Raw genomic sequence first — 25740 nt, 5'->3', positions numbered from 1 at the left:
ACTGTAGGCTATTACCGTTTAGAGCCAAAATATGGTTTAATATCTAAAAATGATAAAGCTTCCCCTTACAGGAAGGTCAAGGAAACCATAGGGTTGTTAGGGGTATATTACACTTATTTAAGAAAAATATACTTGACTAACAATTCTATTATTATGTTAACGTTACTTGACATAAAAAACAGATAGAATATTGAATGCGCAAATTTACTGTGATTTTTTACATCATTACTCTGTTAGGGATAACACATTCTGCCAGAGCACTGACCCCCAATGAAGCTGAAGATCTTGCCGATCTGACGGCGGTTTTTATCTACCTAAAATATGATTGTGGCTATTCACAAATCCCTGATAGGGAAATTGAGCGCGCAATTGTCTATTTTGCCCGTAGTAATAAATGGGATCTTGGTGATTACGATTCTCACAAGATGACCATGCTCAACAAAGAAAGCTACAACGACCTAAAAGGTATCCCGCTATCACAAGAATTTAAGTGCCAATCTCTTGCCCGGGATTCATTAGGCTTGTTTGCTTATGTGAAATAATTCCCTCCCCTTCACTAGGGGAGTTATCATTATTTCACTTCAACCTTCCTTTTTCTTCACGCGTCTTTCTTGCCAAAACATCACTATCGAAGGGATACTTTGAATAATTACCATCCTAATGATGTGATTTGACATGACAAATCCAGCATCAAGGTTCATGGTGATCGCCGCAAATGTCATCGCTTCCATGCTTCCTGGCGCCCAAGCCAGCAGCAATACCGATAGAGGATAGCCAGTGACCCATGCAGCAAACAGTGTGATCAATAAGGTTAAAAAGATATTAATCACCACCACTTGGGCAGATGAATAGATATTTTTGATCAATGACGACAGTGGAAAAACAATAAAGTGGTTACCAATATTCATCCCGATCAAAACCATACTGAGCTCAGTGATCATCACCGGAAAATGAATTTGTACATCAAGCCAGCCTTGGATCAACGTCGCGGCACCTAATGATGTCAACATAAAGGGGGCAGGAACATGCATTCGCTGCAATACCAAGCCTAATCCTAGTCCTGTTAATACAATCACCGTTAACCAGAAGGTCGCTTCCAATGTTAAGGATGGTAGTACAATCAGAGGCTGAGGATCCCCATGACTACCTACCACAATTCCTGCCAATAGAATTAAAATAATGAGACGGATCGTATGAGAAATCACGATTTTTTGTGGAGGCGTATGCGTATGATCTATTAAGGCTAATATGGCAGCCATGGCTCCCGGAACAGAGCCCAGCATCGCTTCTTGTTTTGTCCATCCGACTTTGCGGTGAAACCAAAAATAACTGAATGAAAATTGGACAGCCAAGCAGACCACCAACAGCAGAAGAAGTAGAAATAGATTCTCTGCTTGCCCTAATGAGACTTGATTAAACATCAGTCCCACAGACGTTCCTAATGATATCTGAACAAATGTGAGGGTATATTTGGGGATAGCAAATTGAATGTTGAAGCGATTAAAAACAATCACTGCAATGATTGGGCCAAACATAAGAGCGAGAGGTACGCCAAGATAAGTGAGGGTTCCACCAATTAAGGCACAAATAGCAATGCCTAAGCCCATTTTCAATAATCTTATCATCGCGAAATCCTATTACTCTAAGAGCACTTAGCGCATCGATATCATCTGTAATAGTCTTAATAGTATCTTCTTAATACTTTAAATTCATTAAATTATTAAATAGTATATAAACTCATAAATTATCATTACATTGAAAGATAAGAAAAATTATGGCAATACGCGTCACAACATCCCCTGCTAAATCTGAAATTGCACATATACATCAATCATTGATTAACTATAACTTACAATTTTTCAGTGAAGATATTCATTCTCCATTAGCCGTATTTTATGAGCAAGAAGAGGCAATATTAGGCGGAATAACAGGTTCAATACTCGGAAATTGGCTACGAATTGACTACTTTTGGCTTGAAGAATCATTGAGGAAGCAAGGCATCGGTTCACAATTGCTACAAGCGATGGAAAATAAAGCGAGAGAGTTAGGTGCCAAATATGCTCAAGTCGATACGTTCAGTTTCCAAGCAAAACCTTTTTATGAGAAACAGGGCTATCAGGTGATCTCAACACTCATTGATTACCCAATTAAACATGAAAGATATTATTTTATGAAATCTTTGTAACTCCACCTATTTTGTAACTCCACCTATAAGGAACGATAGGTTTTCCCCTACCGTTCTTTTAATGCGATACCTCAGCATTCTCGGGCATTTTTATCTGCTGTGGCTTGGTTAATAATCGCTTTCGCCATCCACTGTGCAATTTCAATCACCTCAGCGTCATCTTGCTTCCAAATATCTTTGAGTACTAGAAAGATTTCAGAGCCATAAATGACTGAAAATGCTTTGATAACTTTATCAATAACATCTTGCGGATAGTCATCTTTCATTGGCGCAGTAACCATCGCGAGGATATTTTTACGGTTTCCTCTTTCCAGTGGTTTTTCTTTAGGATCTTGCGTCAGAGCGCGACTTTGTGCCCACTGCTGTAACGATACTTGTAATGCGGCTCTCAAGACGCCTTCATGCTCAAACATTCTAGGGAGTGCATATGTCAGCAACTCCTCAATACGCTCTTCCGTTTTTTCACTTTGCGGTCGCCATGTCAAAATGGGCCCTAAACTGGCATTAACAGTTGCCGCAATCAAATCACTTTGCGTTGGAAAATAGCGATAAGCTGTCGCTCTTGATACGCCCGCCTCAATAGCAAGCTCCGAAATAGAGGGCATATCCCCTTTTTCAAAAAGAGCCAGTGCCGTATTCACCAATAAGTTATAAGTTCGCTTCCTTGTTCCTTTATATTCATGATTAGAATATGTGAATGACATCGTTTCCCTCCCTTTAAAACATGTTCGCTACTATAGTGAATGGGTGACTCATCATGACACTTTACAATGGCTACAGCTACTGCTTATTAATAACGATGAGAATGTTATCGTTCGTCTGTTATAAAAAATGCGGTTTTTAATATGCCATTAAAATTTTAAAATGCTTATTTATCATTGAGATAAAAATATAACATCATGATATTTAAATAAACCCCAAAAATGAGACTACAATCTCATTTTACTTTTATCCAAAATGATACTATAGTCTCATTCAGATGAGAAATTAAACATCTTCCTAACCTGTAAGGATTTTCCGATGAAACAGCATCAGGGATACATCTATATAGCAACCACGCTAGATACTAAAAGCGATGAATTGTTCTATGTCTGCGATTTGATCAAAGAAGCAGGTTTATCTGTACGTTCAGTAGATTTGACGACGCAACCAACTCAACTAAACAGAAATGCAGATATTAAGGCTCTCACTGTTGCGGCTTACCATCCTTCCGGAGCTGAAGCCGTTTTTTGTGGTGATAGAGGAAAAGCCATTGAAGCTATGTCACTGGCTTTTAGTCTGTACCTCAGTGCCCAAGATGATGTTGCCGCTATTTTAGGTTTAGGAGGTTCCGGTGGTACAGCGCTAATTACTCCAGCAATGCAAGCGCTCCCTGTTGGCATACCTAAACTGATGGTTTCAACGATGGCGTCAGGGGATATATCCGGTTATATCGGTGCAAGTGATATTTCAATGATGTATTCGGTCACCGATGTCTCAGGCTTAAATGTTATTTCTCGTAAGGTATTAAAAAACGCTGCAAATCAAATTGCAGGTGCCGTTTATTTTAATCGTGAAGATAAATATGAAGAGGCATCAAAACCTGCTATTGCACTGACTATGTTTGGCGTCACTACCCCGTGTGTTCAACAGCTAACCGAGCAACTTGAATCACAATATGACTGCTTAGTTTTCCATGCGACGGGAAGTGGCGGTAAAGCCATGGAAAAATTAATTGATAGCCACTTATTAGATTCCGTATTAGACATCACGACAACGGAAGTGTGTGACTATCTGTTTGGTGGCGTTTTAGCATGCGATGAAGATCGTTTTGGCGCAATCGCAAGAACACAAACACCTTGTGTACTGTCATGCGGGGCGCTAGATATGGTCAATTTTGGTCGCCCATCGACAGTACCAGAGCATTATCGTGACCGGTTATTCTATAACCATAATTCACAAGTTACGTTAATGCGTACAACAAAAGAAGAAAATCAACAAATGGGTCGTTGGATTGCCGATAAGCTTAACCGCTGTGAAGGGGAAATTCGCTTTATTATTCCAACAGCCGGCTTCTCTGCACTGGATATTGAAGGTGCCCCATTCTGGGATCCAGAAGCAGACCAAGCCTTTATCAATGCATTAACCGAAAATCTTATAACAACAGAAAAACGCAAACTTATTTTGAGTCCGTACCATATCAACTCAATTGAGTTTTGCGAACAAGTTATTCAATTACACCAGGAAATTTTGAACAACAAGTAGAGGTTCATCAATGAAACATAATCGCGAAAGCTTACTGAAAAAATTCAGAGAGATGATCGCTCGAGGCGAACCAATTATTGGTGGTGGTGCCGGTACCGGCCTATCCGCAAAATGTGAAGAGGCTGGCGGTATAGACTTAATCGTTATTTATAACTCAGGTCGCTACCGTATGGCTGGACGCGGTTCACTCGCGGGCTTACTGGCTTATGGTAATGCTAACGAAATCGTGATGGACATGGCAAAAGAAGTCTTGCCTGTTGTAAAACACACACCTGTACTTGCTGGAGTTAACGGTACGGATCCTTTTTGCCAGTTTGACCACTTTCTTGACGAGATCAAAGCAAAAGGGTTTGCTGGGGTACAAAATTTCCCAACCGTTGGCCTAATAGATGGTAACTTTAGGGCTAACTTAGAAGAAACCGGCATGGGATATGGCTTAGAAGTCGATATGATCCGTTTAGCCCATGAAAAAGGGTTATTAACCACCCCTTATGTTTTCAGCCGTGAAGATGCGATAGCAATGACCGAAGCCGGTGCTGATATTATTGTTCCTCATATGGGCTTAACCACTGGGGGGAATATTGGCGCAGAAACGGCACTAACACTTAAAGATTGCGTACCTTTAATCAATGACTGGGCCAAAGCGGCAAAAGCAGTACGCGATGATGTCATTGTTCTGTGCCATGGTGGTCCAATTGCAACACCTGAAGATGCGGAATATATATTAGCAAACTGCCCTGAATGCCATGGTTTTTATGGCGCTAGCTCGATGGAACGTTTGCCAACTGAAGTCGCACTCACTGCAACAACCCAAAAATTCAAAACCATTAAGCGTTAATACGCAAAATAATATAAGCATAGGCTGCAAGCAAATAACGTTCATCAATCATAATTATTAAGCCGCTTTAATCACAATGAGACTTTGTCAACACCAGGGCACCTACTTCGGTAGGTGCTTTTTTATTTATTTTACCCTGTTGGCCTTGTGGCATATGAAGATTATTACCTAATTAGACATTAGCCTATTTTTTACTTAATAGTTTAAAAAATAGTGGTAACACGACAGGTAAACCAAAATATAAAACACCAAAAGCAAAGGCAACGTGTGGTTTTTCAGGAAATTCTCCACCGTGTGGGATTGTATTATAGTAGTCGATTGACGATAAATAATTGGGCGTCAGTCCACCATAAGGGACTAGCGAAGACACGATGACTACCAGAACGATGCAAAACATAAAATTTACCGCCATCATAGCGGAATTCCCCAAATTCTCTTTACGCTCTTCATCAGTTCGGCTACTAAAACCGTATAATATGCGATTTAATATGGTGAAACTATATAAATAAAGGATCAGCGGTGAATCACCAAGCACGGAGTAATTAAACGCAAAAGCAAACAGTCCGTACAATAATGCAAACCCTATCAACACCTTGATATTATTGGTTATTGACATAAAAACACCCGAGTGTACTAAAATAAACTCGAAGATAAGGATCAGCGTTAAGTTATAAATTAAAGCAACATCATAATATTCAGGAAAAAACCAAACAGAAAAAATAAAACCAACATAAAAAAGAGAAAAACACACACTTATTATTTTTGACAAAAAACGCAATACACTAAATGCATGTTTATTTTCTACAACTGTTTGTGGGGTGCTTTTTGCTGAAAAGAATGTTTTTGTCTCTGTGGTGATATTATTTTTTCTTTTTGAATTTTTAGCCATGATAAAGTCCTTTTTTATCTCAAACTATCTAGCTGACCTCATTGAGACAACGTCAATCATCCCATAAACTATCCACTAATAAGGTAAATGACAACATCGTTGCGGATAAAGAAGAATATAACGAGCTTTCTTAATACGATGCGAAATTTGAAGTATAACGCGTATCAACGGAACTGGCATGAGTGCATTCATTACAATCATGCCATCCAGTGATTACACTAACTTAGCAATCAAATTATCAAGATCACCTTGTAAGAAATTCACTGGTGGAATTTCAATCACAGTATATGCCCCTGGTGATTGCTTCATCGTTGCTCGTGCTGCGGAAACCATAAACTGAGAAGTTAATGCTGGATTATTAATACGCATTGAGTATTCAAATAGTTGATTGTGTGTCGCGCCAGAAACACCTTTATGCGTCATATGTACACCATGACCAACGTCTTTTAGTGCATCCACACTATCCACTTGGCGAATATGTGTTTCATCGGAAGCAAAATAGCTATCCGCTTTAATGGCTTTAGCCACTTCATCAAAATTTGCATTTGCAGCGAGTTCCACATAAACCATGCGGCGATGCACTCCGGTACCCAGTGGAATGGTGACCGATAAGGCATCCTTCACCCCATCAATCGCTTTTGCTGCAACACTGTGCCCCATGCTCATTCCTGGGCCAAAATTAGTATAAGTAACACCTTTTGGTGCCATCGCTAACATTAAGGCACGCATAATGGAGTCAGAACCAGGATCCCAACCAGCAGAAACAATGGCAACGCTATCGCGTTGTTTAGCAGCCTTATCTAAACGTTTTTTTAATGCCACGATCTCTGAATGGACATCAAAGCTATCAACCGTATTAATCCCCAGATTTAAGATTTTCTCCGCTAAATCACCAATTACACGAGTCGGAGAGCACAGCAGCGCAACATCTACTTTGCCTAATTTTTCAATATCATCGACAACAGTATGCCCTACTAACTCTGCTGGGATATCTTGTCCATTTCGACGAACTACGCCAACAAGTTCAAAATCTTCAGCTGCCAATACCGCTTCGAGTGCATAGCGGCCAATATTGCCGTATCCCACTATTGCGGCTTTAATTTTTGTCATTGTGACTCCTTTACTATGCTGATGTTGTTTTTTGCATTGATAAAATGAATATCAATCTAGAATAAATTAGCAGAATCATCATTATTAAACAAAAGATTAACTTCCTTTTAAATAAGCGTATTTAAACTCTATTAACTCAACATAAATGCGGGTAGAATCAGCCTACTTCTCTGGTATATCACTTTTTAAATTATTTTGAAGGTTCTTAATGCATCAATCTGATGTCACTGAGAGATCACTCTTTTCTCTCAGTTGGCCAATATTTATTGATATTTTTCTTCATTTGGCCACATTACTCATCAACACCTATATGGTGAGCCATGTTTCAACAGCCTACCTAGCGGCAATGGGGGTGGGAAATCAGGTATTTGATCTGTTTATCACCATTTTTAACTTTATCAGTGTGGGGTGCAGTGTTGTTATCGCGCAATATTTAGGGGCTGGGCGACGTGAAAAAGCCAGCCAAGCTATCCACATCTCTATCGCTTTCAATTTTTTATTAGGTTTTTCCAGTGCCCTGATTGCACTCTTTTTTGGTTATAAAATTCTTAGCATCATGAATACACCATCTCATCTTATGCAAGATGGTTATGCATACTTACATATTCTAGGAATCTGTTTAATCCCTGAAGCGATATCCATTATTCTTGCGGCTTGTTTGCGCGTCTATGGCAAAGCTCAACCTGCAATGTGGGTAACACTGATAGCTAACGTCATCACTGTATTTGGTAACATGATTGTTCTTTATGGCTTTTTTGGCCTACCTCAATATGGCCTTGAAGGCGTCGCCTGGTCAACCGTCGTAGGGCGGGTTGTGGCTGTTATACTGCTATTTTGCTTATTATTTTATGGGCTAAGAATTAAGTTCTCCCCACAATTACTGATACGCTGGTCACGTAATATGTTAGGAAAAATCCTGCATATTGGCTTGCCATCTGCCGGCGAAAACTTAGTGTGGATCCTACATTTTATGACCGCATCTGCGTTTATCGGTTTAATGGGCGAAACATCGTTAGCGGCACAAACACTTTATTTCCAACTCTCACTTTTTATTATGCTATTTGGTATTTCAATCAGTATAGGTAATGAAATTATGGTGGGGCACCTTGTTGGTGCTAAACGTTTCGATGATGCTTACAAACGCGGGCTGAAAAGCCTCAAAATGGGCTTTTATGTCACGATTGGCGTAGTCTTTTTCTTCTGGTTATTCCGAGACCCTATTCTTGATAATTTAACTGAAGATCAAAGTATTATCCATGTGTTACTGCCTCTGTTCTTACTCTCAGTCTTTTTAGAACCGGGTCGTACCATCAATATTGTTATGGTTAACGCATTAAGAGCGTCAGGTGATGCGCGTTTCCCACTGTGTACCGCCATTATTTTTATGTGGGGAGTTGCGATTCCACTAGGCTATTTTCTTGGTATTAAAATGGAAATGGGCTTACTGGGTATCTGGATCGGCTTCTTTGCTGATGAGTGGTTACGTGGTTTAACCAATGCATGGCGTTGGCGTTCTCGGCGATGGCAAAATAAACGACTCGACCTCGAAAGTTGAGATTAACGTCACCTTACTCCTGCCTAAATATTTAGGCAGGAGACTTTGTGATAAAGGTCAAACTTAAAAATACTTTCTATTTTTAACTGAATTCACAGAAAATATTTCTATAAAATTTAAACTTCCCCCCTAACATAATGAAAATTTTCTCCTCATAATTATTTAAAATACCCTTATTAATACGATGTTCTTGAAGGGGAATTTACGATGCAAACTCAAGCCCAGCCACTTCTTTGGCAGTACTTTATCAATGCAGTCAAACAAGAAGTTAAACCTGCTTTAGGTTGCACCGAACCCATTTCATTAGCACTCGCGGCAGCAAAAGCAGCCTCTTGTATTGAAGGTGATATTCTTCGAGTCACCGCATTAGTCTCACCGAACCTAATGAAAAATGGGATGGGTGTAACTGTGCCAGGAACAGGTATGGTGGGTCTGCCTATTGCTGCGGCATTAGGCGCTCTTGGTGGCGATGCGGATGCCGGACTTGAGGTATTAAAGTCAGCGTCAACTTCGGCTATTGAGTCGAGTAAAAACATGCTCGAACAAGGCTTAGTGACTGTGGATATTAAACAACCTTGTGATGATGTCATCTATTCAGAAGCGACAGTGTTTACTGACAAAGGTTCTGCAACAGCGATTATTGCAGGGTCACACACCAACCTCGTAAAGATGATGGTTAATAATGATGTCATTTTTGATATCAACCAAAAAGCACCATTAAACACTTCCCCTGTTGATTGTGCTGCCGATGTCGCACTCCCTGAGGTGACCGCAAAAGCCGTTTATCAATTCGCAACCCAAGCCCCATTTGAAGATATTCGCTTTATTTTAGAAGCTGCACAGTTAAATGATGCACTCTCGCAAGAAGGGTTACGTCATGTCTATGGCTTGCACATAGGAAAAACACTCCAAGCTCAACGTGATCGTGGATTACTATCAAAAGATCTTTTATCTGAAATTATGATACGGACATCCGCAGCATCTGATGCTCGCATGGGAGGGGCGATATTGCCCGCGATGAGTAACTCAGGTTCAGGCAACCAAGGGATTGCTGCCACCATGCCCGTTGTTGTCACGGCAGATTATTTGCATTCAACAGAAGAACAATTAGCTAGAGCATTAATGCTATCCCATTTAATGGCTATCTATATTCATAATCAATTACCTGCCCTTTCCGCATTATGTGCTGCGACAACTGCCGCGATGGGTGCCGCCGCAGGTATCGCATGGTTGCTAGAATCACGCTATGAAGTCGTCGCAATGGCAATATGCAGCATGATCGGTGATGTCAGCGGTATGATTTGTGATGGTGCATCGAATAGTTGTGCCATGAAAGTTTCAACAAGTGCAAGTGCGGCCTACAAAGCCGTTTTAATGGCGCTCGACAACAGCTGTGTAAGAGGCTCTGATGGCATTGTTTCCGATGATGTCGATCAATCGATAGCAAATTTATGTTCGCTAGCGACAGGCTCAATGCGCCATACCGATGTGCAAATTATTGAAATCATGGCAGCCAAAGCCCGTTAATCCTAAGTAAGTCAAAAAAACAGACAACTGTAGATGTTGTCTGTTTTTTTATGTCACCTGAAAAAAAATAGCAAAAAAATAAACAATGCAGGTTATAAAAAATAATTGTTTTTTAATTTGCTTTGCTGCTAACCCACAATGATTAATGATAAATGCCATTCCTTTTTAAATATCTATTCACCTATAAAAAGTAGGTAATTAAAACAGATTCAACTTATAATCAAATGGTTGATTTCTAATATTTATTACATTTTCTAAGCCATATAAATTGTATGGTTAATAGACTGATTTTTTTATCTCGCTGATAAACAATCCATTTTATTGTGAGTAATCAATAATTCATTACAAATAGACAATAATAGATACAAATTAACATGAGAGTGTTGCGAATGGTAACGGAAAAAATAGAAAGTATGAGTTTTTAATTATTTTGATATTTTATCTTTAATTGCTTCATTGAGTCTGTATTTTTAGCATTTTATGCTAGATATTTACCAACAAAAGTATGCCACAAAGGATGAATACATTGATTTTATTATCCTTTAATAAATTCCTTAGTTACTCCAGTTGAGAGTTTTTTATAAAAATAAAATAATTGCTATTTATAGAAGGTTTGATCTTAAAAAATACGTTTTATATTTGCTTAAAATCAGCACATTTAAATAAAACTTACAAAGAATAAATCGTATAGAAATAAACTCTTAAATAAATATTCATTATGTTGAATATTTTTACTTTATCCAACAAGGGGAAGAATCAATGAAAAAGAGTGAAGATATTAATATAAATGATTTTTTTTCATTTATCTCATTAGCTATTGGAAGAACATTAAAAAGGATAAGAAAAAGCCAAGGACTCACGGCGGGACAATTTGGAAAATTAGTTAATTTAAGCCAACAACAAATGTCGCGTTATGAATGTGGAAGTAACCGCATAAATGTATGCTTACTACTGCTATTATTAGATAAAATCGATATTACTATCGATGAGTTTAACTTATTACTTATTGAAGAAATAAATATAGCATCTATTGAAAAATACATTGATTTAAATAAGGTGCTAAGTACATCCGTTTTCAATAAGGTCAATAATGATAGCAGTCCAACCTCCAGTTCACCGGTTTTATTCGGATAGAACTTTATTCAAACAAAAATAACAATCAGTCTCATGACGCTTCCTTTACAGTAATATCAATACTGTGGGGTTAAATTCTGCGACTTTCTAATAACAACCTACTTTTTTAAAGGAGATTCTTATGAAATTAAAATTTATTTTACCGATTTTATTATTGTCTGTCTCTGCGGTTGGAAATGTTTATGCGCTACGCGATCAGGGGCATGGCCAAATTAAATTTAAAGGCTCCATTATTGATGCACCTTGCTCTATTTCTCCAGAGACTAAAGAGATTATCGAACTGGGTCAAATTTCAAATATGGCATTAGTCATTGGCGGTAAATCAACTCCGCGACCGTTTGAAATATTATTAGAAAACTGTGATGTATCAAAATTAACTAAGGGGGTGCAATTAACCTTTAGTGGGGCAGCAGCCAGTTTTGATACAACCAATAAAACATTAGGAATTGTTGGTACAGGGTCAGGAGCTGGTATTCAAATTGCTAATGGCAGTGCTGGCGTGATCACGTTAGGGCAACCCACTCCATTCCAAAAGATCCAAAATAGTAATAATACCCTACAATTTTCGGCCTATCTGGTGGGGAATGGCGGTGATATCGACACGATAACTGTAGGTGAATTCTCATCGGTTGCAGATTTCACACTCAACTACGAATAACACACTCTTTCCACTGACAGTGAATAATTAAGAAAAATAAGTGGGAATTAATTTAGACAGAGGGCGAATGTTGAAATCAATGAATGTTTTTTTCGGTAGCTTTCTGCTCATAGGTACTGCAAATATGAGTACAGCCGTTACTCCCATTAAAATTGGTGGAAGTATTGTAGAAACAGCATGTTCAATTGATATGAGCAGCCGAGATCAAACTATTGATATAGGAACTCTTCCATTGACTCAAATTAGACGTAATGGAGAGAGTTCCCCTCATAAATTTACCATTCGTCTAATCAATTGTTCAATTGAGCGCACTACCTCGAATGATATTAATAAGCTAGGTTGGAAATATTTTCACATTACGTTTGAGAGCACCCAAGATAAAACATTGGTTAAAGATTATGGCGGTTCAGGCGGAATTGCACTAAGACTTAATGACCAATTTAACCGTATTATTATTCCTGATGTTCCTATACCAACACAAGATATCACTCAAGGCATTATAAACTTAAACTACCAATTAACATTGATTAATCGTGAAGAGAATTTACCGTCAGAGCTATATTACACTCAAATTCGATTTAAAGTCGACTATGACTAAAATATAAATAAAAAAGAAAAATAACAGTATCTTTAATTTTAATTTATTAGCAACACATTGACATTAGGGGAAACATATTATGGTCGCTATTCAACCGTACATTACGACCTGGCTTAACATAAAGACAATAATTATACCCTTACTGTTATTATCTTCATTCTCAATGAGCACGCAGTTAAATGAAATTGAATTCAACAGTAATATGCTTGATATTAATGATCGAGCTAACATTAACTTAGCACAGTTTTCAAAACCTGGTTATTTAATGCCAGGAGAATACAGCTTCACTATTTATATCAATAATAGCTCCTTTAATGATGAGACAGTCTTTTTTTATCTTGATCCGAACAATAATGATGAGTCTACCGCTTGCGTATCGCCGGAAATCGTTAAGCAACTGGGTTTAAAGGCTGAATATAATGATGCATTAACATGGTGGCACGATAATCAGTGTTTAAATTTAAAGAGCCTGCCGGGTATGGAAGCCCGAGCCGATCTGCCTAAATCCGCCTTTTATATCAGTGTACCACAGGCCTATCTTGAATATACGGCAGATAATTGGGATCCACCTTCACGCTGGGAAGAGGGAATTTCAGGTTACTTATTTGATTACAATCTAACTTCCCAAATTAATCAACAAACACATAAAACCAATAATACGACCTACAGTATTAATACTACCGGCATCACGGGATTTAATACTGGCGCTTGGCGTTTTCGTGTTGATTGGCAAAGCCGTATTAATAAAACGCAAGGACAACAGCAGCAAAATGATTTTGATTTGAGCCGTTATTACAGTTACCGAGCAATTAAATCACTTGGCGCAAAGTTAACACTAGGTGAAAACTACTTTACTTCTGACATTTTTGATAGTTTCCGCTTTAGCGGATTTAGCCTTATTACCGACGATAATATGTTACCGCCAAATCTTCGAGGTTATGCGCCCGAAATCACTGGTGTCGCGAAAACCAATGCAACTGTCATTGTTAGCCAACAAGGTCATATTATTTATCAAACCCAAGTTCCCGCAGGGCCTTTTCGAATTCAAGATTTAAATGATGCGCTCTCAGGAGAGATACGAGTAACGGTTCAAGAACAGGATGGCAGTACGCAAACTTTTACCCTTTCAACTGCTACTGTGCCTTATTTAACTCGTCCGGGGCAAATTCGTTATAAACTTGCTGCGGGCAAAACCTCTGATTATCAGCATCGGATCAATAGCGATATCTTTGCGAGTGGTGAATTTTCGTGGGGAATAAACAATAACTGGTCATTGTACGGCGGCAGTGTCACCGCTAATAACTACCTCTCAGCCGCCTTAGGCGTTGGCCGTGACCTAACGATATTTGGCGCCCTCTCCTTTGATGTCACTCATTCTAGAGCCAGTCTAACCAATATGTATGATATTGGAGACAAAATATATCAAGGTAGTTCTTATCGATTAAGTTATTCAAAGCGCTTTGATGAGGCAAATAGCCAAGTGACGTTTGCTGGTTATCGGTTTTCGGAAGAAGGTTTTATGAGCATGTCGGAATACCTTGATGCTCAAACCAGTGGTATTCGTCAATTTAATAGTAAAGAGATGTACACCATTTCGTATAACCAACAGCTAACCACGCTGGGTTTAAGCGCTTATTTAAATTTCTATCACCAATCCTATTGGAATAAGCCAAACAGTGATCGCTATAGTTTATCATTGGCAAAATATTTTGATTTAGGGTCTTTTAAAAACTTAAGTTTAAATATGACTGAATTTTATAATCGCGCTGATCAGCAAAATGATTATGGCACGTACTTTTCTTTATCAATTCCTTGGGGTGAATCAAAAACCATTTCATTAAGTAGCAATTGGAATAAAAATGATACTTCGAATCAAGCCAATTATTACAGCCGATTAGATCAAAGCAGTCATTACAGCCTTAATTCAGGCATAAACCGCGATGGCACATCGATTGCCGGTTCATATAATTATGATGGCAGCTATGCAGCAATCAGCACCAATACTAGCTATCAATATAACCGCTATCGTTCCGCTGCACTGAGTATTAATGGTGGTCTCACTGCCACTAAAGAAGGTGTTGCATTACATCGTATTAATCAAATGGGTGGTGCTCGCATCCTAGTTTCAACCGATGGTGTAGAAAATATACCGATACAAGGATTTGGTGCAGTCGTTAACACCAATTCCTTTGGTTATGCAGTTATTAATGACATCAATAGCTACTACCGCAATCAAGTACGTATTGATGTCAATAAATTGCCGGATACCGCGGCGATTAGCCAATCCATCAAACAAGCGACACTGACGGAAGGAGCGATTGGATATCGCCAATTTGAAGTGGTCTCTGGCACGAATGCAATGGCAATAATTCGCTTAGCAGATAATAGCTTTCCTCCATTCGGTTCCACCGTAACTAATACGCGAAAAAAACAAGTTGGGATCATTTCCGATGACGGGAGCATCTACTTAACTGGCTTAAAAGCTAGTGACACATTAGATGTCACATGGAATGGCAGCGTTCAATGCCAAATACACTTACCAGAAACCTTTCCCGATGAAAGCGTTTTGATGACCAACTGGTTATTACCTTGTGTGAGCGAAAATCAGCCACCACCACCATTAGAAAAGTATTTGGAAGTCTCTCCAATGCCAATTAGCCCCAAATCAATTAAACCAACACGCTGGCTAACAAAGTAGCGCGTTAAAAAGAATACCTATTTTAAGCAAATAACAATGATTAGAAATTTATTAATAAAGAGATTTGATATGAAAAAGTTACTTATTAAAACAGTAAAAAATCAATATTTACATCGACACCACTTAATTAGCACGCTTTTAACGACGATAATATCCGTCAATTTTTCAACTGCACAAGCTGCAATCGCACTGGATCGTACTCGTGCTATTATCACGAGTGACGACAAGTCTATTTCATTAAATATTAGCAATGAAAATAAACAATTACCTTATTTAGCTCAAGCTTGGCTAGAAGATGGCAGTGGAAATAAAACCAACCTTCCCTTTACAGTGATTCCCCCAGTGCAACGGCTCGAAGCAGGCACAATAAGCCAGATAAAAATACTTGCGCTTCCACCTAGTATCAAACATTTACCCTTAGACCGCGAGTCTGTATTTTATTTTAATTTGCGTGAGATCCCACCAAAAAGTGATAAACCAAACACGCTTCAGCTTGCATTACAAACGCGTATAAAACTGTTTTATCGCCCAACAAGTATTATCCCAACAAATGGAGCAATGAGCGAACCATGGCAAGAAAAACTAACCTTAACACGTCAAGATGGCCAATATATTGTCAATAATCCGACGTCTTTTTTTATTACCATTGTCGATGCGAGCTCCCGTAAAAAGGGTCAATCAATAGCAAATTTTGAACCCATTATGATTGAGCCTAAAAGTTCGGCTCCTCTCAATTTAACAATTAAAGCATTAGGGGATACACCTGTTTTAACCTATATCAATGATTACGGTGGCCGCCCCACCTTGATATTTAATTGCCAAAACACGCAATGCAACGTTATTCCCGATAAGAATAGTGAAGGGAATTAATACCATACTCAGTTGCAAGGCGTTTTTTATGAACGCGGTAAGCCGTTCATATTTCCTGCACTGGCTATAGTTCTCACAATACTGAAGGTTTGTATTTTCGCTCAATGAGCGTTCGATAGTGATTAGGAGGAAACATGCGATATTTTCATCAAAGAATTATTATTGCATTAGTCACTTTTTTTTTATTATTCCCTGTATTTTCAGCGATAACGTCTGCTGAGCAACAAACGCTTCATTTTTCAATTGTCGTGAGTCAAGAGCCAGAATGCAGTGTCATTAATAGCATCACAGATATCGGTGATATATATGAAACATTAATTGATGGTACTGATTATAAAAAAACGCGAATTAATTTTGATTTAACCTGTAAACAGGTTCTCATTAACTCATTTAAAATGACATTATTTTGGCCATCAAGTGCAATCATGGATGGAAAATCAGTCGTCTTAACGAGTATCCCCAATTTGGGTTTAGCTATTTATAACGAAAATAAACCGCTAAACAATAACGCTACTCTTAATTTCACCTATGGAAATCAACCCCCTGTGTTATTCGCTGTTCCAATCAAACCTAGTGGAGTCTCACTACAGCGTAATGGAACTTTCAATGGAACAGTTGTTATGTCCATCGATTATCAATAAGGAAAACACAATGATACTTTACCCAAAACGCATTATTTACCTTTTATTTTTGGGGTTATTAATTTCGAATAGTTATGCGGCATCTTACAACCTTACTATTAAAGGAAATTTAAAAATAGAATCCCCTGAGTGTCTATTAAATACTAATTCCCAAAAATCCGTTAGCTTCGGTGATGTTTTATTAACAAGGTTAAATGGTGCCAATTATAAACAAACGATTCCTTTTGAATTAACATGCCATAACATATTAAAAAACAATTTAAAATTAAAAGTGATTGGTAATCCAACCCGCTTCAATAGTTATGGTGGGTTGAGCACCTCTAATAGTAAGATTGGGATTGTATTTTATATTGATAGCATTCAGCAGCCAATCAATACATTACTCGATTTTAACTATAATCACCTTCCTAACATTGAAGTTGCTCCAATAAAGGATATGAGTGCGAACTTTAGTGATACCGATGGTGGCCAATTTTCGGCTACAGCTATGCTTCAAATTGAATATCAATGAGGTTATTATGAAAAAAACAACCTTATTAACCTTGATAATGATAACGGCATCATTCCCACTGATTGTACTCGCCAATTGGGAATTTACCGGTAATTTGATTATTCCGCCAATATGTCAACTTGCTGAAGAAAATCCATTGCAAGTGTCATTTGGTAAAATTGGGATCCAAAAAATTGATGGCGATGCTTTTCGTAGACAAATTCCATTTACACTTAATTGTAATAAAAATACGCATCCATTATGGGATGTTAAATTAACCTTCAGTGGTAATTTAGCTGGCCGAGGATTTGATGACTCAACACTTTATACTCAGACCCTTAAAAATAATGGAAAGATAGGGATCCAAATACAGGTTGATGGTGTACCACAACCTTTAAATAAGCCTTTCTCTATTAATATTAATGCACCACCTATTATTTCGGCTGTCCCTGTAAAGCTCGCTAATACCAATCTGATTGCTGATGAGTTTACGGCTTCGGGTTATTTAACTATCGATTTTCAATAGGAAAAATCATGATCCCGTTTAATACTATTTTAGGCCTCCTATTTTTCGCAATGGCAGCGCCCAGCTTTGCCACGAATATTAATTTTGATGGTCAGCTTATTGAAGATGCTTGCGATATTTTCCCTGGTGATGAAAATATTGAAATTGATTTTGGTACTGTCGTTAATCAATATCTGTACACATACACAAGAACAAAAGGCATCCCTTTTAAAATACGCTTAATTAATTGCGACTTAGAATTAAGTAAAAGCGTCACGATTAAATTCAGTGGTACAGAAAGTTCAATATCCCCGGGGCTAATTGCCCTTACACCATCAAGTTCGGCGAGAGGAATTGCACTTGGTATAGAATCACAAAGTGGTGATTTAATTCCTATAAACAAAGGAAGCCACACGAATAGGATATTAACTAAAAATAATTCATTAGCACTACAGGCTTTTATTCAAATAGACCCTGAAGCACTATCAAATAAATCACTGATATTAGGCGATTTTATTGCAACGGCAACTTTTGAACTTGATTACAATTAATTCAGTATAAGATGACATCTTCCTCATAGAGTCATTTCATTAAATATTAATGAGATATTAGTTATGACAAAGAGAAAACAATATTTAATATTTATACTATTTATCAGCCTATTATTTATAAATTTTTCGGCTATCGCCGCATCTTCATGGGCGAGCCCTTATCAAATCGTTAGGGTTGGCAATCAAGTTCAGCTTCGATTTGATTGGGGGATCGATTTATCTGGAGAGGCTAATGGCACAATTTCTTGCGGTAGTCTTCAATGTTTTTTTGGCCCAATCCCGAGAACTGGGTTAGGTCCCTCAAATATGGGTACCGACTGTGACCAAGGTGGATTCTGTAATGGTAGGGCAGCGTTGATAAACCAATCCATGATATTGGTTCCTAACAACATCACTTATCAAGAAGCCTATCAGCGCTATGTCAACGCTAAAGGAAGTCGTGGCACCTACCAAATTAGCGAAGGAAATCGATTCATCTGGTCCTCACCTGCAACAAAGTGGGGCTCACTTTGTATTGGATTTGCCTCAGTTCCGCAGAATAAAGTCTCTGTGTCAGTCCTTGCACAAAATGCAACTTGTGGCGTCGTTACCCCCGCCAATCTGTCATGTAGCGCGACCGTTCCTAATTCACTTGATTTTGGTATTGTAAAAGCAGGAGAGCCTATTTCAAGTACAGCGATTGGTACTGGCTCTGTAAAATGCGACACGACTGCCAATGTCCGTGTTTCCGTCCTCGGCAACATGCCAAAGCTCGATGGCAAAACAATTCAACTTTTTATCAACAATACTCCAATCATCAATCAAACCAACACTGGAGGTTCAACGGGAGCGATTGTTGGGCGAGGTCAAAATGTCACTCTTGATTTTCGAGCTAATATTGATGGCGTTTTCTATAATGCAGGTCACTTCACCTCATCAACGGCAATACTCTTTTCTTATGACTGATATTTTCCCTTCCCTAAATGGGAAGGGATGTTAAATACGGTTTCGTTATTGACTCTCAGCCTTGTTAAGTTGAGAAAACTTTTCGCGAATTTCCTTTTCTGGCAAATGGATACCAATAAAGACCAGTATGCTGTTGCGCGCTTCTCCGACTTCCCATTCTCTATCCCAATCTGCACTATAAAGGCGTTGTACCCCTTGGAATAGTAAACGTTTAGGTTCATCTTTAATCGATAAGATACCTTTATAACGCAATAAGTTATCAGCAAAACCGAGTAACAGTTCTTCCATGACCTGTGATACCGCCATTAACTCTACAGGATAATCAAATTCAACCACTATCGACTCAACTTCATTTTGCTGTTTTGGCGTAAATCGGAATGTTGGCTGATTGACTTGAAGTTGTGAGTCTAATAAAAAACCTTGAATATTAAATAATAAATCAAGGTCGATAGCACCATGGATCACTGGGTAAATTGGCGCACGAGCGTTAATACGCTGTAAGCGTTCAATGAGTGCTTCATGATGAGGTTGTATATCGGTTTTGGTGAGTAGAATTCTATCTGCATAGCCGATTTGCGCTTGTGCTATCGCAAAATCATTCAGTTGCTTGTCTGCATGAAGAGCATCGACCAGAGTAATAATACCATCTAACAGATAACGTTCGCATAAGGCTTCATGCGAAAAAAAAGTTTGCGTAATAGGACCTGGATCCGCCATTCCTGTGCATTCAATCACTAACCTATCAAAATCTAACTTGCCATTATCTAACGCATCTAACAAATCTAATAAGGCATTTTCTAATTCATTGGAACGGCTACAACAGATACAACCATTACTCAATGTGGTGATTTGTGTTGCGCGATCACCAATAATGGCATTATCAATCGGTACTTCACCAAACTCATTTTCAATGACCGCGATTTTATGGCCATGATCAGCTTGTAGAATATGACGTAATAAGGTGGTTTTTCCAGCGCCGAGAAAACCCGTTAAAATCGTTACAGAGATAGGTTTCATTGTTATCCTCATTATGTCATCAATTAACAGCAGCGAAATCCACCTTTACCGCTACCACCATAACGCGCATCTTGGCGTTCGCGAAAGAACTCTTTGTACGTCATGACAGGCTTATCAGGATGATTGTCTGCCATGTGCTGTACATAAGTATCATAATCAGGGATACCCACTAACATACGCGCAGCTTGCCCAAGGTATTTACCTGTTTTGCCTAAATTTCCAAACATAATATCACTCCAATACAAATGCCCTACATCGTGTTTATCACCATGCAGGGCACCGTTTATCGACTAAAGATTAGTGTGATGATGTTTTCACACCTTCTTTAGGTACTGGCACATAAGGTGTTTCTGCATCGGTACGTTCTGGGTTTTTATATGCCTTCATTGCCGTTCTGATACCATAGAAAATAATACCGTAGACGACAACTAAGAACAGGATACTTAGACCCGCATTAGTATAGTTATTAATAATAATGTGATTCATGTCGGTGATTTGCTGTGCAGTTAAATCAGCACCACCCGCAGCAATTTTCTCTTTATACGATTTCGCAAGATAGAGGAAACCTTCAAGTTGAGGATTGTCACTGAATAGTTTCAATCCTAATGCCCATGTAGTACAAATCAATAACCATACCGCCGGCAATACGGTGACATAGATATATTTACTCCGTTTCATCTTGATTAAAACGACAGTACTCAGGACTAAAGCAACCGCTGCCAACATTTGGTTCGAAATACCGAACAGTGGCCATAGGCTCTTAACGCCACCTAATGGATCGACAACACCTTGATATAATAGGTAGCCCCATAGACCAACACATCCCGCCGTTCCAATAATACCTGCAATTAAGGAGTCGGTTTTTTTCAGGAATGGAACGAAGTTACCCAATAAATCTTGTAGCATAAAGCGGCCTGAACGTGTTCCCGCATCCAACGCTGTTAGGATAAATAAAGCTTCAAAGAGAATACCAAAGTGATACCAGAAGCCCATATTGGCAGCAGGCATAATTTCATGGAATACATAAGCGATACCAACCGCTAGTGTTGGTGCACCACCAGCACGGTTCAGGACAGAAGGCTCACCGATATCTTTCGCCGTTTGCATGATCTGCTCAGGTGAAATGACGAATCCCCATGAACTGACGGTTGCAGCTGCATGCACAGACACATCTTTTAGCTGTGCCATAATTGCAGCACCATCTGGACCACCAAGCTCATGTAAATTAGGCATTGTGATACCTAAAGCAGCTGGCGGTGTATTCATGGCGAAATAAAGGCCTGGTTCGATAATGGAAGCAGCAACCAATGCCATAATCGCAACAAATGATTCCATCAACATCGCACCATAACCGATGTAACGCGCATCTTTTTCGTTAGCCAGTAGTTTTGGTGTTGTACCAGATGCTATCAAAGCATGGAAGCCGGATACTGCGCCACATGCGATGGTGATAAACAGGAATGGGAACAGCGTACCCTTCCAAACAGGACCTGTACCATCCACGAATTGTGTCACTGCTGGCATTTTCAATTCAGGATTTAAAATCACGATCCCAATAGCCAAGCCAACAATAACCCCAATTTTCAGGAAAGTAGCCAGATAATCACGAGGAGCTAGGATCAACCAAACAGGTAATAAAGCCGAAATAAAAGCATAACCAACTAAAACATAAGTAATGGTCGTATCTTTAAAGGTGAGAGCAGGTCCCCAATATGGGTCATGCGCGATCACTCCACCAAACCAGATAGATAAGATCAGCAAAGCAATACCAATGACTGAGACTTCCCCGACACGTCCGGGGCGGATATAGCGCATGTATATCCCCATAAACAGTGCAATTGGAACCGTCGAACAGACAGTAAATACACCCCATGGACTTTCAGCCAATGCTTTAACCACAATCAGCGCTAATACTGCAAGAATAATAATCATGATCAAGAAACAGCCAAAAAGGGCAATCGTCCCTGGAATTGGGCCAAGCTCTTCTTTGACGATTTCCCCTAATGATGCACCATTACGGCGTGAAGAGATGAACAACACCATAAAATCTTGCACCGCTCCCGCCAGTACCACCCCAGCGAGTAACCACAATGTTCCGGGTAAATAACCGACTTGGGCTGCTAATACAGGTCCTACTAATGGCCCCGCCCCCGCAATAGCGGCAAAGTGGTGACCAAATAACACGTTTTTATTAGTCGGTACATAGTTCAAACCATCATTATTAATCACGGCGGGTGTCGCGCGCGTTTCATCCAGCTTCATCACTTTTTTGGCGATATATAAGCTGTAATAACGATAGGCTATAAGGTAAACAGCAACGGAAGCCACAACTATCCATAATGCGCTAATGTGCTCCCCACGTCTGAGTGCGACTACCCCTAAACAGATCGCACCAATTATCCCCAGTATCATCCAAGGAATGTGCTTTAAAATACCATTTTTGTTCATAGAACACCCTTCTAAGGTAAAACGTACTTTTTTCGTGTTTTATTGACTTATCAAGGACAAACTAATTTGAAAGAGCGTAATGTTGTCGCAGTTAAGTCTGTTTTTGGCAGCCGTTATCACCATGTGTTAAGAAAAAGTTTGAGCTCTGCCATGGTTTATATGGTAGAAAATATCTATTTAAGAATGGCTAAAGTAAGCGTGAGCGGTTACATACAAAATTAAGCGGTCAAATTTTCACTGTGAATGGTTTTATTAGAAGAAAAAAGACCGCAGAAGTGTGATTTACTTAACAATAAACATTTATTATCAATAAGTTAATCATATTAATTGAAATGATAAAAATAAAACAATTTGTTACGTAGAAGCAATATAAACATCGCTATCATCATTTAGTGATTGGGCTTTACCGTGCGACCATTCAAATCAATCCATTTCCATTGACCGCCAGTCCACCAGCTATGTTCACCAGCCGTTTCGGTTTTGCAGCCTATCCCCACATTCGCGATACCATTTTCAAATGGATAAGCACAATCATATTCTGCGGCGATGACAATATCTCCTGTCTTTGCGTCAGCAAAACCAATTTTGTCGCCCTGTCGAATACGATAAACCCCCTCCTGAGCTTCATCAGGCCAATTATCAAAATAATAAGGTCGGTAAACCTCATTCCCCTGCCGGTCAATCACAATTACGCCCTGTTTAGGCTGGTTTTTTAAACAATAACGATAGGCAGAATCGGCTTCAAAACAGTTTAATGGTTTATCAGGTTGCTCCAGAAACTGAGCAAATTGTTCCGACAATGAATTGGCAAATGATATCGCGGGTATCACGATTAACATAACTATTAAACGTTTAATCATTTTTATTTCTTTTTAGAGCTAAATAAGTTGACCTCAATATACTGGGTATTACTGATCGTTAAACTAAGAATAGAATGAAAATGAGCCAATCAGATCATGGAAAAATTCCCCCAATAAATTCATTTACTTATTAATAATAATAAGAGAAATACAATTTTAAGAATTACATTAATGAGAAAAAACAACAGCATAATAGCTTCAGTAAGCCATTTCCGAGTAGCCAATTTGAACCACTTCACATAAACATCATATTATTCACACGTTAATAAAATAAAGAGTTATTGTTAATAAAACAAAATTCAATGATGACAAAAATGTCACTTCGTCAGGGGAATCTATGAATAATAACAATTATGATTACATCATTGTTGGAGCAGGTTCTGCGGGATGTGTTATTGCCGCACGCCTTATCAAAGAAACACAATCACGGGTTTTGCTCCTTGAAGCCGGCGGCAATGACAATCATCTGTATATCCGTATGCCTGCGGGCGTTGCCAAAATTATTGCTCAAAAGAGCTGGCCTTATGAAACCGAGCCTGAACCTCATGCAAACAATCGAAAAATGCAGATAGCACAAGGCAAAGTCCTTGGCGGTAGCAGCTCGGTCAATGGCATGATTTATATTCGAGGCCAAAAACAAGACTATGATAACTGGGCCCAAATCTATGGCTGTGATGGCTGGAGCTATCAAGACGTTCTACCTTGGTTTAAAAAAGCAGAACAAAATGAAAGTTTATCTGATAGCTATCACGGCACCTCAGGCCCTCTGCCTGTCAGTGAAAATCGTTATCGTCACCCTCTTTCCATGGCATTTATTCGGGCAGCCCAAGAACAGGGTCTACCCTATGTCAGCGACCTGAATGGTGAAAGCCAACAAGGGGTCAGTTTCTATCAAACAACGACTAAAAATGGAGAGAGAGCCAGCACCTCAAAAACATACCTCAAAAGTGTAGCTCAAAGCGATAAGCTCACTGTAAAACTCAATAAACAAGTTAACCGTATCATTATTCGTGATGGGGAAGCGGTAGGAGTGGCTTATCAAGGAAACGATGGTCATGAAATAGAAGCATTCGCACAGAAAGAAGTTATTTTCTGTGCCGGCGCAATGGGCTCCGCTAAGTTATTAATGTTATCAGGGATTGGTCCACAAGATCATCTTAGTACGCTCGGTATTAAAACTATCGTGGATCTTCCTGTTGGCAAGAATTTCCATGACCATCTACATATGTCTATTAATGTCACAACCAAAGATCCCATTAGCCTTTTCGGGGCAGATCAAGGGATTAATGCCTTGAAGCATGGATTTCAATGGCTCGCTTTTCGCAGTGGTTTATTAGCCTCGAACGTACTCGAAGGCGCTGCATTTATCGATAGCTGTGGTCAAGGCCGCCCAGATGTGCAAATCCATTTTTTACCTATTCTCGATAGTTGGGATGATGTTCCTGGCGAGCCGCTTCCCGCTACACATGGATTTACCTTAAAAGTGGGCTATTTACAGCCGAAATCACGCGGGGAATTACTGCTGCGTAGTCAAGATCCTCAAGCCCCTCTGAAAATTCATGCCAACTACTTAGCTTCTCCAGAAGATATGGAAGGTTGTAAGCGTGCCGTCAAATTCGGTTTGCAAGTTCTTGAATCAGAAGCTTTGCAAGCGGTCAGTAAAGAAACACTGATGCCACCAGCACAAGTCCGCGATGATGATGCGGCATTAGAAGAGTTTGTACGTAATTTCTGTAAAACGGTCTATCACCCCGTTGGTAGTTGCCGTATGGGAAAAGACGCAGCAACCTCTGTTACTGATTTACGCTTACGAGTTCATGGTATCAACAAACTCCGTGTTATTGATTGCTCTGTTATGCCTGAAATTCCAAGTGGCAACACCAACGCACCAACAATCATGATCGCTGAACGCGGTGCTGCCATGATCATACAAGATAATCACTAATGAGCGAATACTAAGCCACAATTTATTCACTC

26 protein-coding genes are annotated in these 25740 nt (G+C 39.2%); 18 read left to right on the top strand and 8 right to left on the bottom strand.

The annotated features are described in order from the left end of the window. Nucleotides 1–194: 194 nt before the first annotated feature. Nucleotides 195–542, top strand: a complete 348-nt coding sequence (locus tag G3341_RS04995) for a YacC family pilotin-like protein (RefSeq protein ID WP_154622590.1) — start codon at nucleotides 195–197, stop codon at nucleotides 540–542. Nucleotides 543–581: 39 nt separating this feature from the next. On the opposite strand, the gene G3341_RS04990 is transcribed toward G3341_RS04995, so the two are convergent. Next, complete coding sequence (locus G3341_RS04990; RefSeq protein ID WP_163860825.1) at nucleotides 582–1625, bottom strand: AbrB family transcriptional regulator; 1044 nt, start codon at nucleotides 1623–1625, stop codon at nucleotides 582–584. Nucleotides 1626–1774: 149 nt separating this feature from the next. On the opposite strand from G3341_RS04990, the gene G3341_RS04985 reads away from it, so the two are divergent. Continuing rightward, nucleotides 1775–2185, top strand: coding sequence for a GNAT family N-acetyltransferase (locus G3341_RS04985; protein WP_154623568.1), 411 nt, complete (start codon nucleotides 1775–1777; stop codon nucleotides 2183–2185). A 71-nt stretch (nucleotides 2186–2256) separates the two neighbouring features. Here G3341_RS04985 and G3341_RS04980 read toward each other — a convergent pair whose 3' ends face one another. Further along, nucleotides 2257–2889, bottom strand: coding sequence for a TetR/AcrR family transcriptional regulator (locus G3341_RS04980; protein ID WP_154623569.1), 633 nt, complete (start codon nucleotides 2887–2889; stop codon nucleotides 2257–2259). 316 nt (nucleotides 2890–3205) lie between these two features. Here G3341_RS04980 and G3341_RS04975 point away from each other — a divergent pair, with 316 nt between their 5' ends. Beyond that, nucleotides 3206–4429 (top strand): Tm-1-like ATP-binding domain-containing protein, encoded by a 1224-nt coding sequence (locus G3341_RS04975; RefSeq protein WP_154623570.1) that lies wholly within the window; start codon nucleotides 3206–3208, stop codon nucleotides 4427–4429. Nucleotides 4430–4439: 10 nt separating this feature from the next. Then, nucleotides 4440–5267, top strand: a complete 828-nt coding sequence (locus G3341_RS04970) for a phosphoenolpyruvate hydrolase family protein (RefSeq protein ID WP_154623571.1) — start codon at nucleotides 4440–4442, stop codon at nucleotides 5265–5267. Between the two features lie 184 nt (nucleotides 5268–5451). Here G3341_RS04970 and G3341_RS04965 read toward each other — a convergent pair whose 3' ends face one another. Continuing rightward, on the bottom strand, nucleotides 5452–6156 hold the full coding sequence (locus G3341_RS04965; protein ID WP_195848170.1) for a hypothetical protein: 705 nt from the start codon (nucleotides 6154–6156) through the stop codon (nucleotides 5452–5454). Between the two features lie 213 nt (nucleotides 6157–6369). Beyond that, nucleotides 6370–7266: a diaminopimelate dehydrogenase gene (locus G3341_RS04960; protein WP_163860824.1), complete on the bottom strand. Its 897-nt coding sequence runs from the start codon at nucleotides 7264–7266 to the stop codon at nucleotides 6370–6372. Nucleotides 7267–7474: 208 nt separating this feature from the next. Here G3341_RS04960 and G3341_RS04955 point away from each other — a divergent pair, with 208 nt between their 5' ends. The 12 genes from G3341_RS04955 to G3341_RS04900 all read left to right on the top strand — a co-directional run bounded on the left by G3341_RS04955 (nucleotide 7475) and on the right by G3341_RS04900 (nucleotide 19438). Continuing rightward, nucleotides 7475–8821: an MATE family efflux transporter gene (locus G3341_RS04955; protein ID WP_154623573.1), complete on the top strand. Its 1347-nt coding sequence runs from the start codon at nucleotides 7475–7477 to the stop codon at nucleotides 8819–8821. A gap of 207 nt (nucleotides 8822–9028) precedes the next feature. Continuing rightward, nucleotides 9029–10348 carry a serine dehydratase subunit alpha family protein gene (locus G3341_RS04950; RefSeq protein WP_163860823.1) on the top strand — a complete coding sequence of 440 codons (1320 nt, stop codon included), beginning with the start codon at nucleotides 9029–9031 and terminating at the stop codon, nucleotides 10346–10348. 759 nt (nucleotides 10349–11107) lie between these two features. Beyond that, nucleotides 11108–11482 (top strand): helix-turn-helix domain-containing protein, encoded by a 375-nt coding sequence (locus G3341_RS04945; protein ID WP_163860822.1) that lies wholly within the window; start codon nucleotides 11108–11110, stop codon nucleotides 11480–11482. A 121-nt stretch (nucleotides 11483–11603) separates the two neighbouring features. Further along, nucleotides 11604–12140, top strand: a complete 537-nt coding sequence (locus tag G3341_RS04940) for a fimbrial protein (RefSeq protein ID WP_154622804.1) — start codon at nucleotides 11604–11606, stop codon at nucleotides 12138–12140. A 67-nt stretch (nucleotides 12141–12207) separates the two neighbouring features. Continuing rightward, entirely contained in the window at nucleotides 12208–12738 is a 531-nt protein-coding gene (locus G3341_RS04935; RefSeq protein WP_154622803.1) for a fimbrial protein, read from the top strand. Between the two features lie 163 nt (nucleotides 12739–12901). Beyond that, on the top strand, nucleotides 12902–15436 hold the full coding sequence (locus tag G3341_RS04930; protein ID WP_244316480.1) for an outer membrane usher protein: 2535 nt from the start codon (nucleotides 12902–12904) through the stop codon (nucleotides 15434–15436). A 69-nt stretch (nucleotides 15437–15505) separates the two neighbouring features. Next, nucleotides 15506–16306: a fimbria/pilus periplasmic chaperone gene (locus G3341_RS04925; RefSeq protein ID WP_163860820.1), complete on the top strand. Its 801-nt coding sequence runs from the start codon at nucleotides 15506–15508 to the stop codon at nucleotides 16304–16306. 134 nt (nucleotides 16307–16440) lie between these two features. Then, entirely contained in the window at nucleotides 16441–16947 is a 507-nt protein-coding gene (locus G3341_RS04920) for a fimbrial protein (protein ID WP_163860819.1), read from the top strand. Next, on the top strand, nucleotides 16913–17458 hold the full coding sequence (locus G3341_RS04915; RefSeq protein WP_231131787.1) for a fimbrial protein: 546 nt from the start codon (nucleotides 16913–16915) through the stop codon (nucleotides 17456–17458). Before G3341_RS04920 ends, G3341_RS04915 begins: the two co-directional genes overlap by 35 nt. Nucleotides 17459–17465: 7 nt before the next feature. Continuing rightward, the gene (locus G3341_RS04910) at nucleotides 17466–17963 is read left to right on the top strand and encodes a fimbrial protein (protein ID WP_163860818.1); all 498 of its coding nucleotides are present in this window, start codon (nucleotides 17466–17468) and stop codon (nucleotides 17961–17963) included. Nucleotides 17964–17971: 8 nt separating this feature from the next. Then, a complete protein-coding gene (locus tag G3341_RS04905) occupies nucleotides 17972–18493 on the top strand; it encodes a fimbrial protein (protein WP_154623901.1) in 522 nt (173 codons plus the stop codon). Between the two features lie 63 nt (nucleotides 18494–18556). Next, nucleotides 18557–19438, top strand: a complete 882-nt coding sequence (locus G3341_RS04900) for a hypothetical protein (RefSeq protein WP_154635726.1) — start codon at nucleotides 18557–18559, stop codon at nucleotides 19436–19438. Between the two features lie 45 nt (nucleotides 19439–19483). Here the strand turns inward: G3341_RS04900 and yjiA are convergent, their stop codons facing one another. The 3 genes from yjiA to G3341_RS04885 form a co-directional block, all read right to left on the bottom strand. Further along, nucleotides 19484–20455 (bottom strand): GTPase, encoded by a 972-nt coding sequence (gene yjiA / locus G3341_RS04895; protein ID WP_154622263.1) that lies wholly within the window; start codon nucleotides 20453–20455, stop codon nucleotides 19484–19486. 23 nt (nucleotides 20456–20478) lie between these two features. After that, a complete protein-coding gene (locus G3341_RS04890; protein ID WP_154622262.1) occupies nucleotides 20479–20682 on the bottom strand; it encodes a YbdD/YjiX family protein in 204 nt (67 codons plus the stop codon). Between the two features lie 70 nt (nucleotides 20683–20752). After that, entirely contained in the window at nucleotides 20753–22903 is a 2151-nt protein-coding gene (locus tag G3341_RS04885; RefSeq protein WP_154622261.1) for a carbon starvation CstA family protein, read from the bottom strand. 66 nt (nucleotides 22904–22969) lie between these two features. Between G3341_RS04885 and G3341_RS20510 the strand changes: the two genes are divergently transcribed. Further along, a complete protein-coding gene (locus G3341_RS20510) occupies nucleotides 22970–23125 on the top strand; it encodes a hypothetical protein (protein ID WP_196713438.1) in 156 nt (51 codons plus the stop codon). A 167-nt stretch (nucleotides 23126–23292) separates the two neighbouring features. Here the strand turns inward: G3341_RS20510 and G3341_RS04880 are convergent, their stop codons facing one another. Then, nucleotides 23293–23763: a WG repeat-containing protein gene (locus G3341_RS04880; protein WP_154622260.1), complete on the bottom strand. Its 471-nt coding sequence runs from the start codon at nucleotides 23761–23763 to the stop codon at nucleotides 23293–23295. Between the two features lie 337 nt (nucleotides 23764–24100). Between G3341_RS04880 and G3341_RS04875 the strand changes: the two genes are divergently transcribed. Continuing rightward, nucleotides 24101–25708, top strand: a complete 1608-nt coding sequence (locus G3341_RS04875; protein WP_163860817.1) for a GMC family oxidoreductase — start codon at nucleotides 24101–24103, stop codon at nucleotides 25706–25708. Nucleotides 25709–25740: the final 32 nt, after the last annotated feature.

It is taken from the genome of Providencia vermicola (assembly GCF_010748935.1).
Lineage (GTDB): Bacteria > Pseudomonadota > Gammaproteobacteria > Enterobacterales > Enterobacteriaceae > Providencia > Providencia zhejiangensis.
The sequence above is the reverse complement of the archived record's forward strand: the minus strand, read 5'-3'. Positions and strand labels throughout refer to the sequence as shown.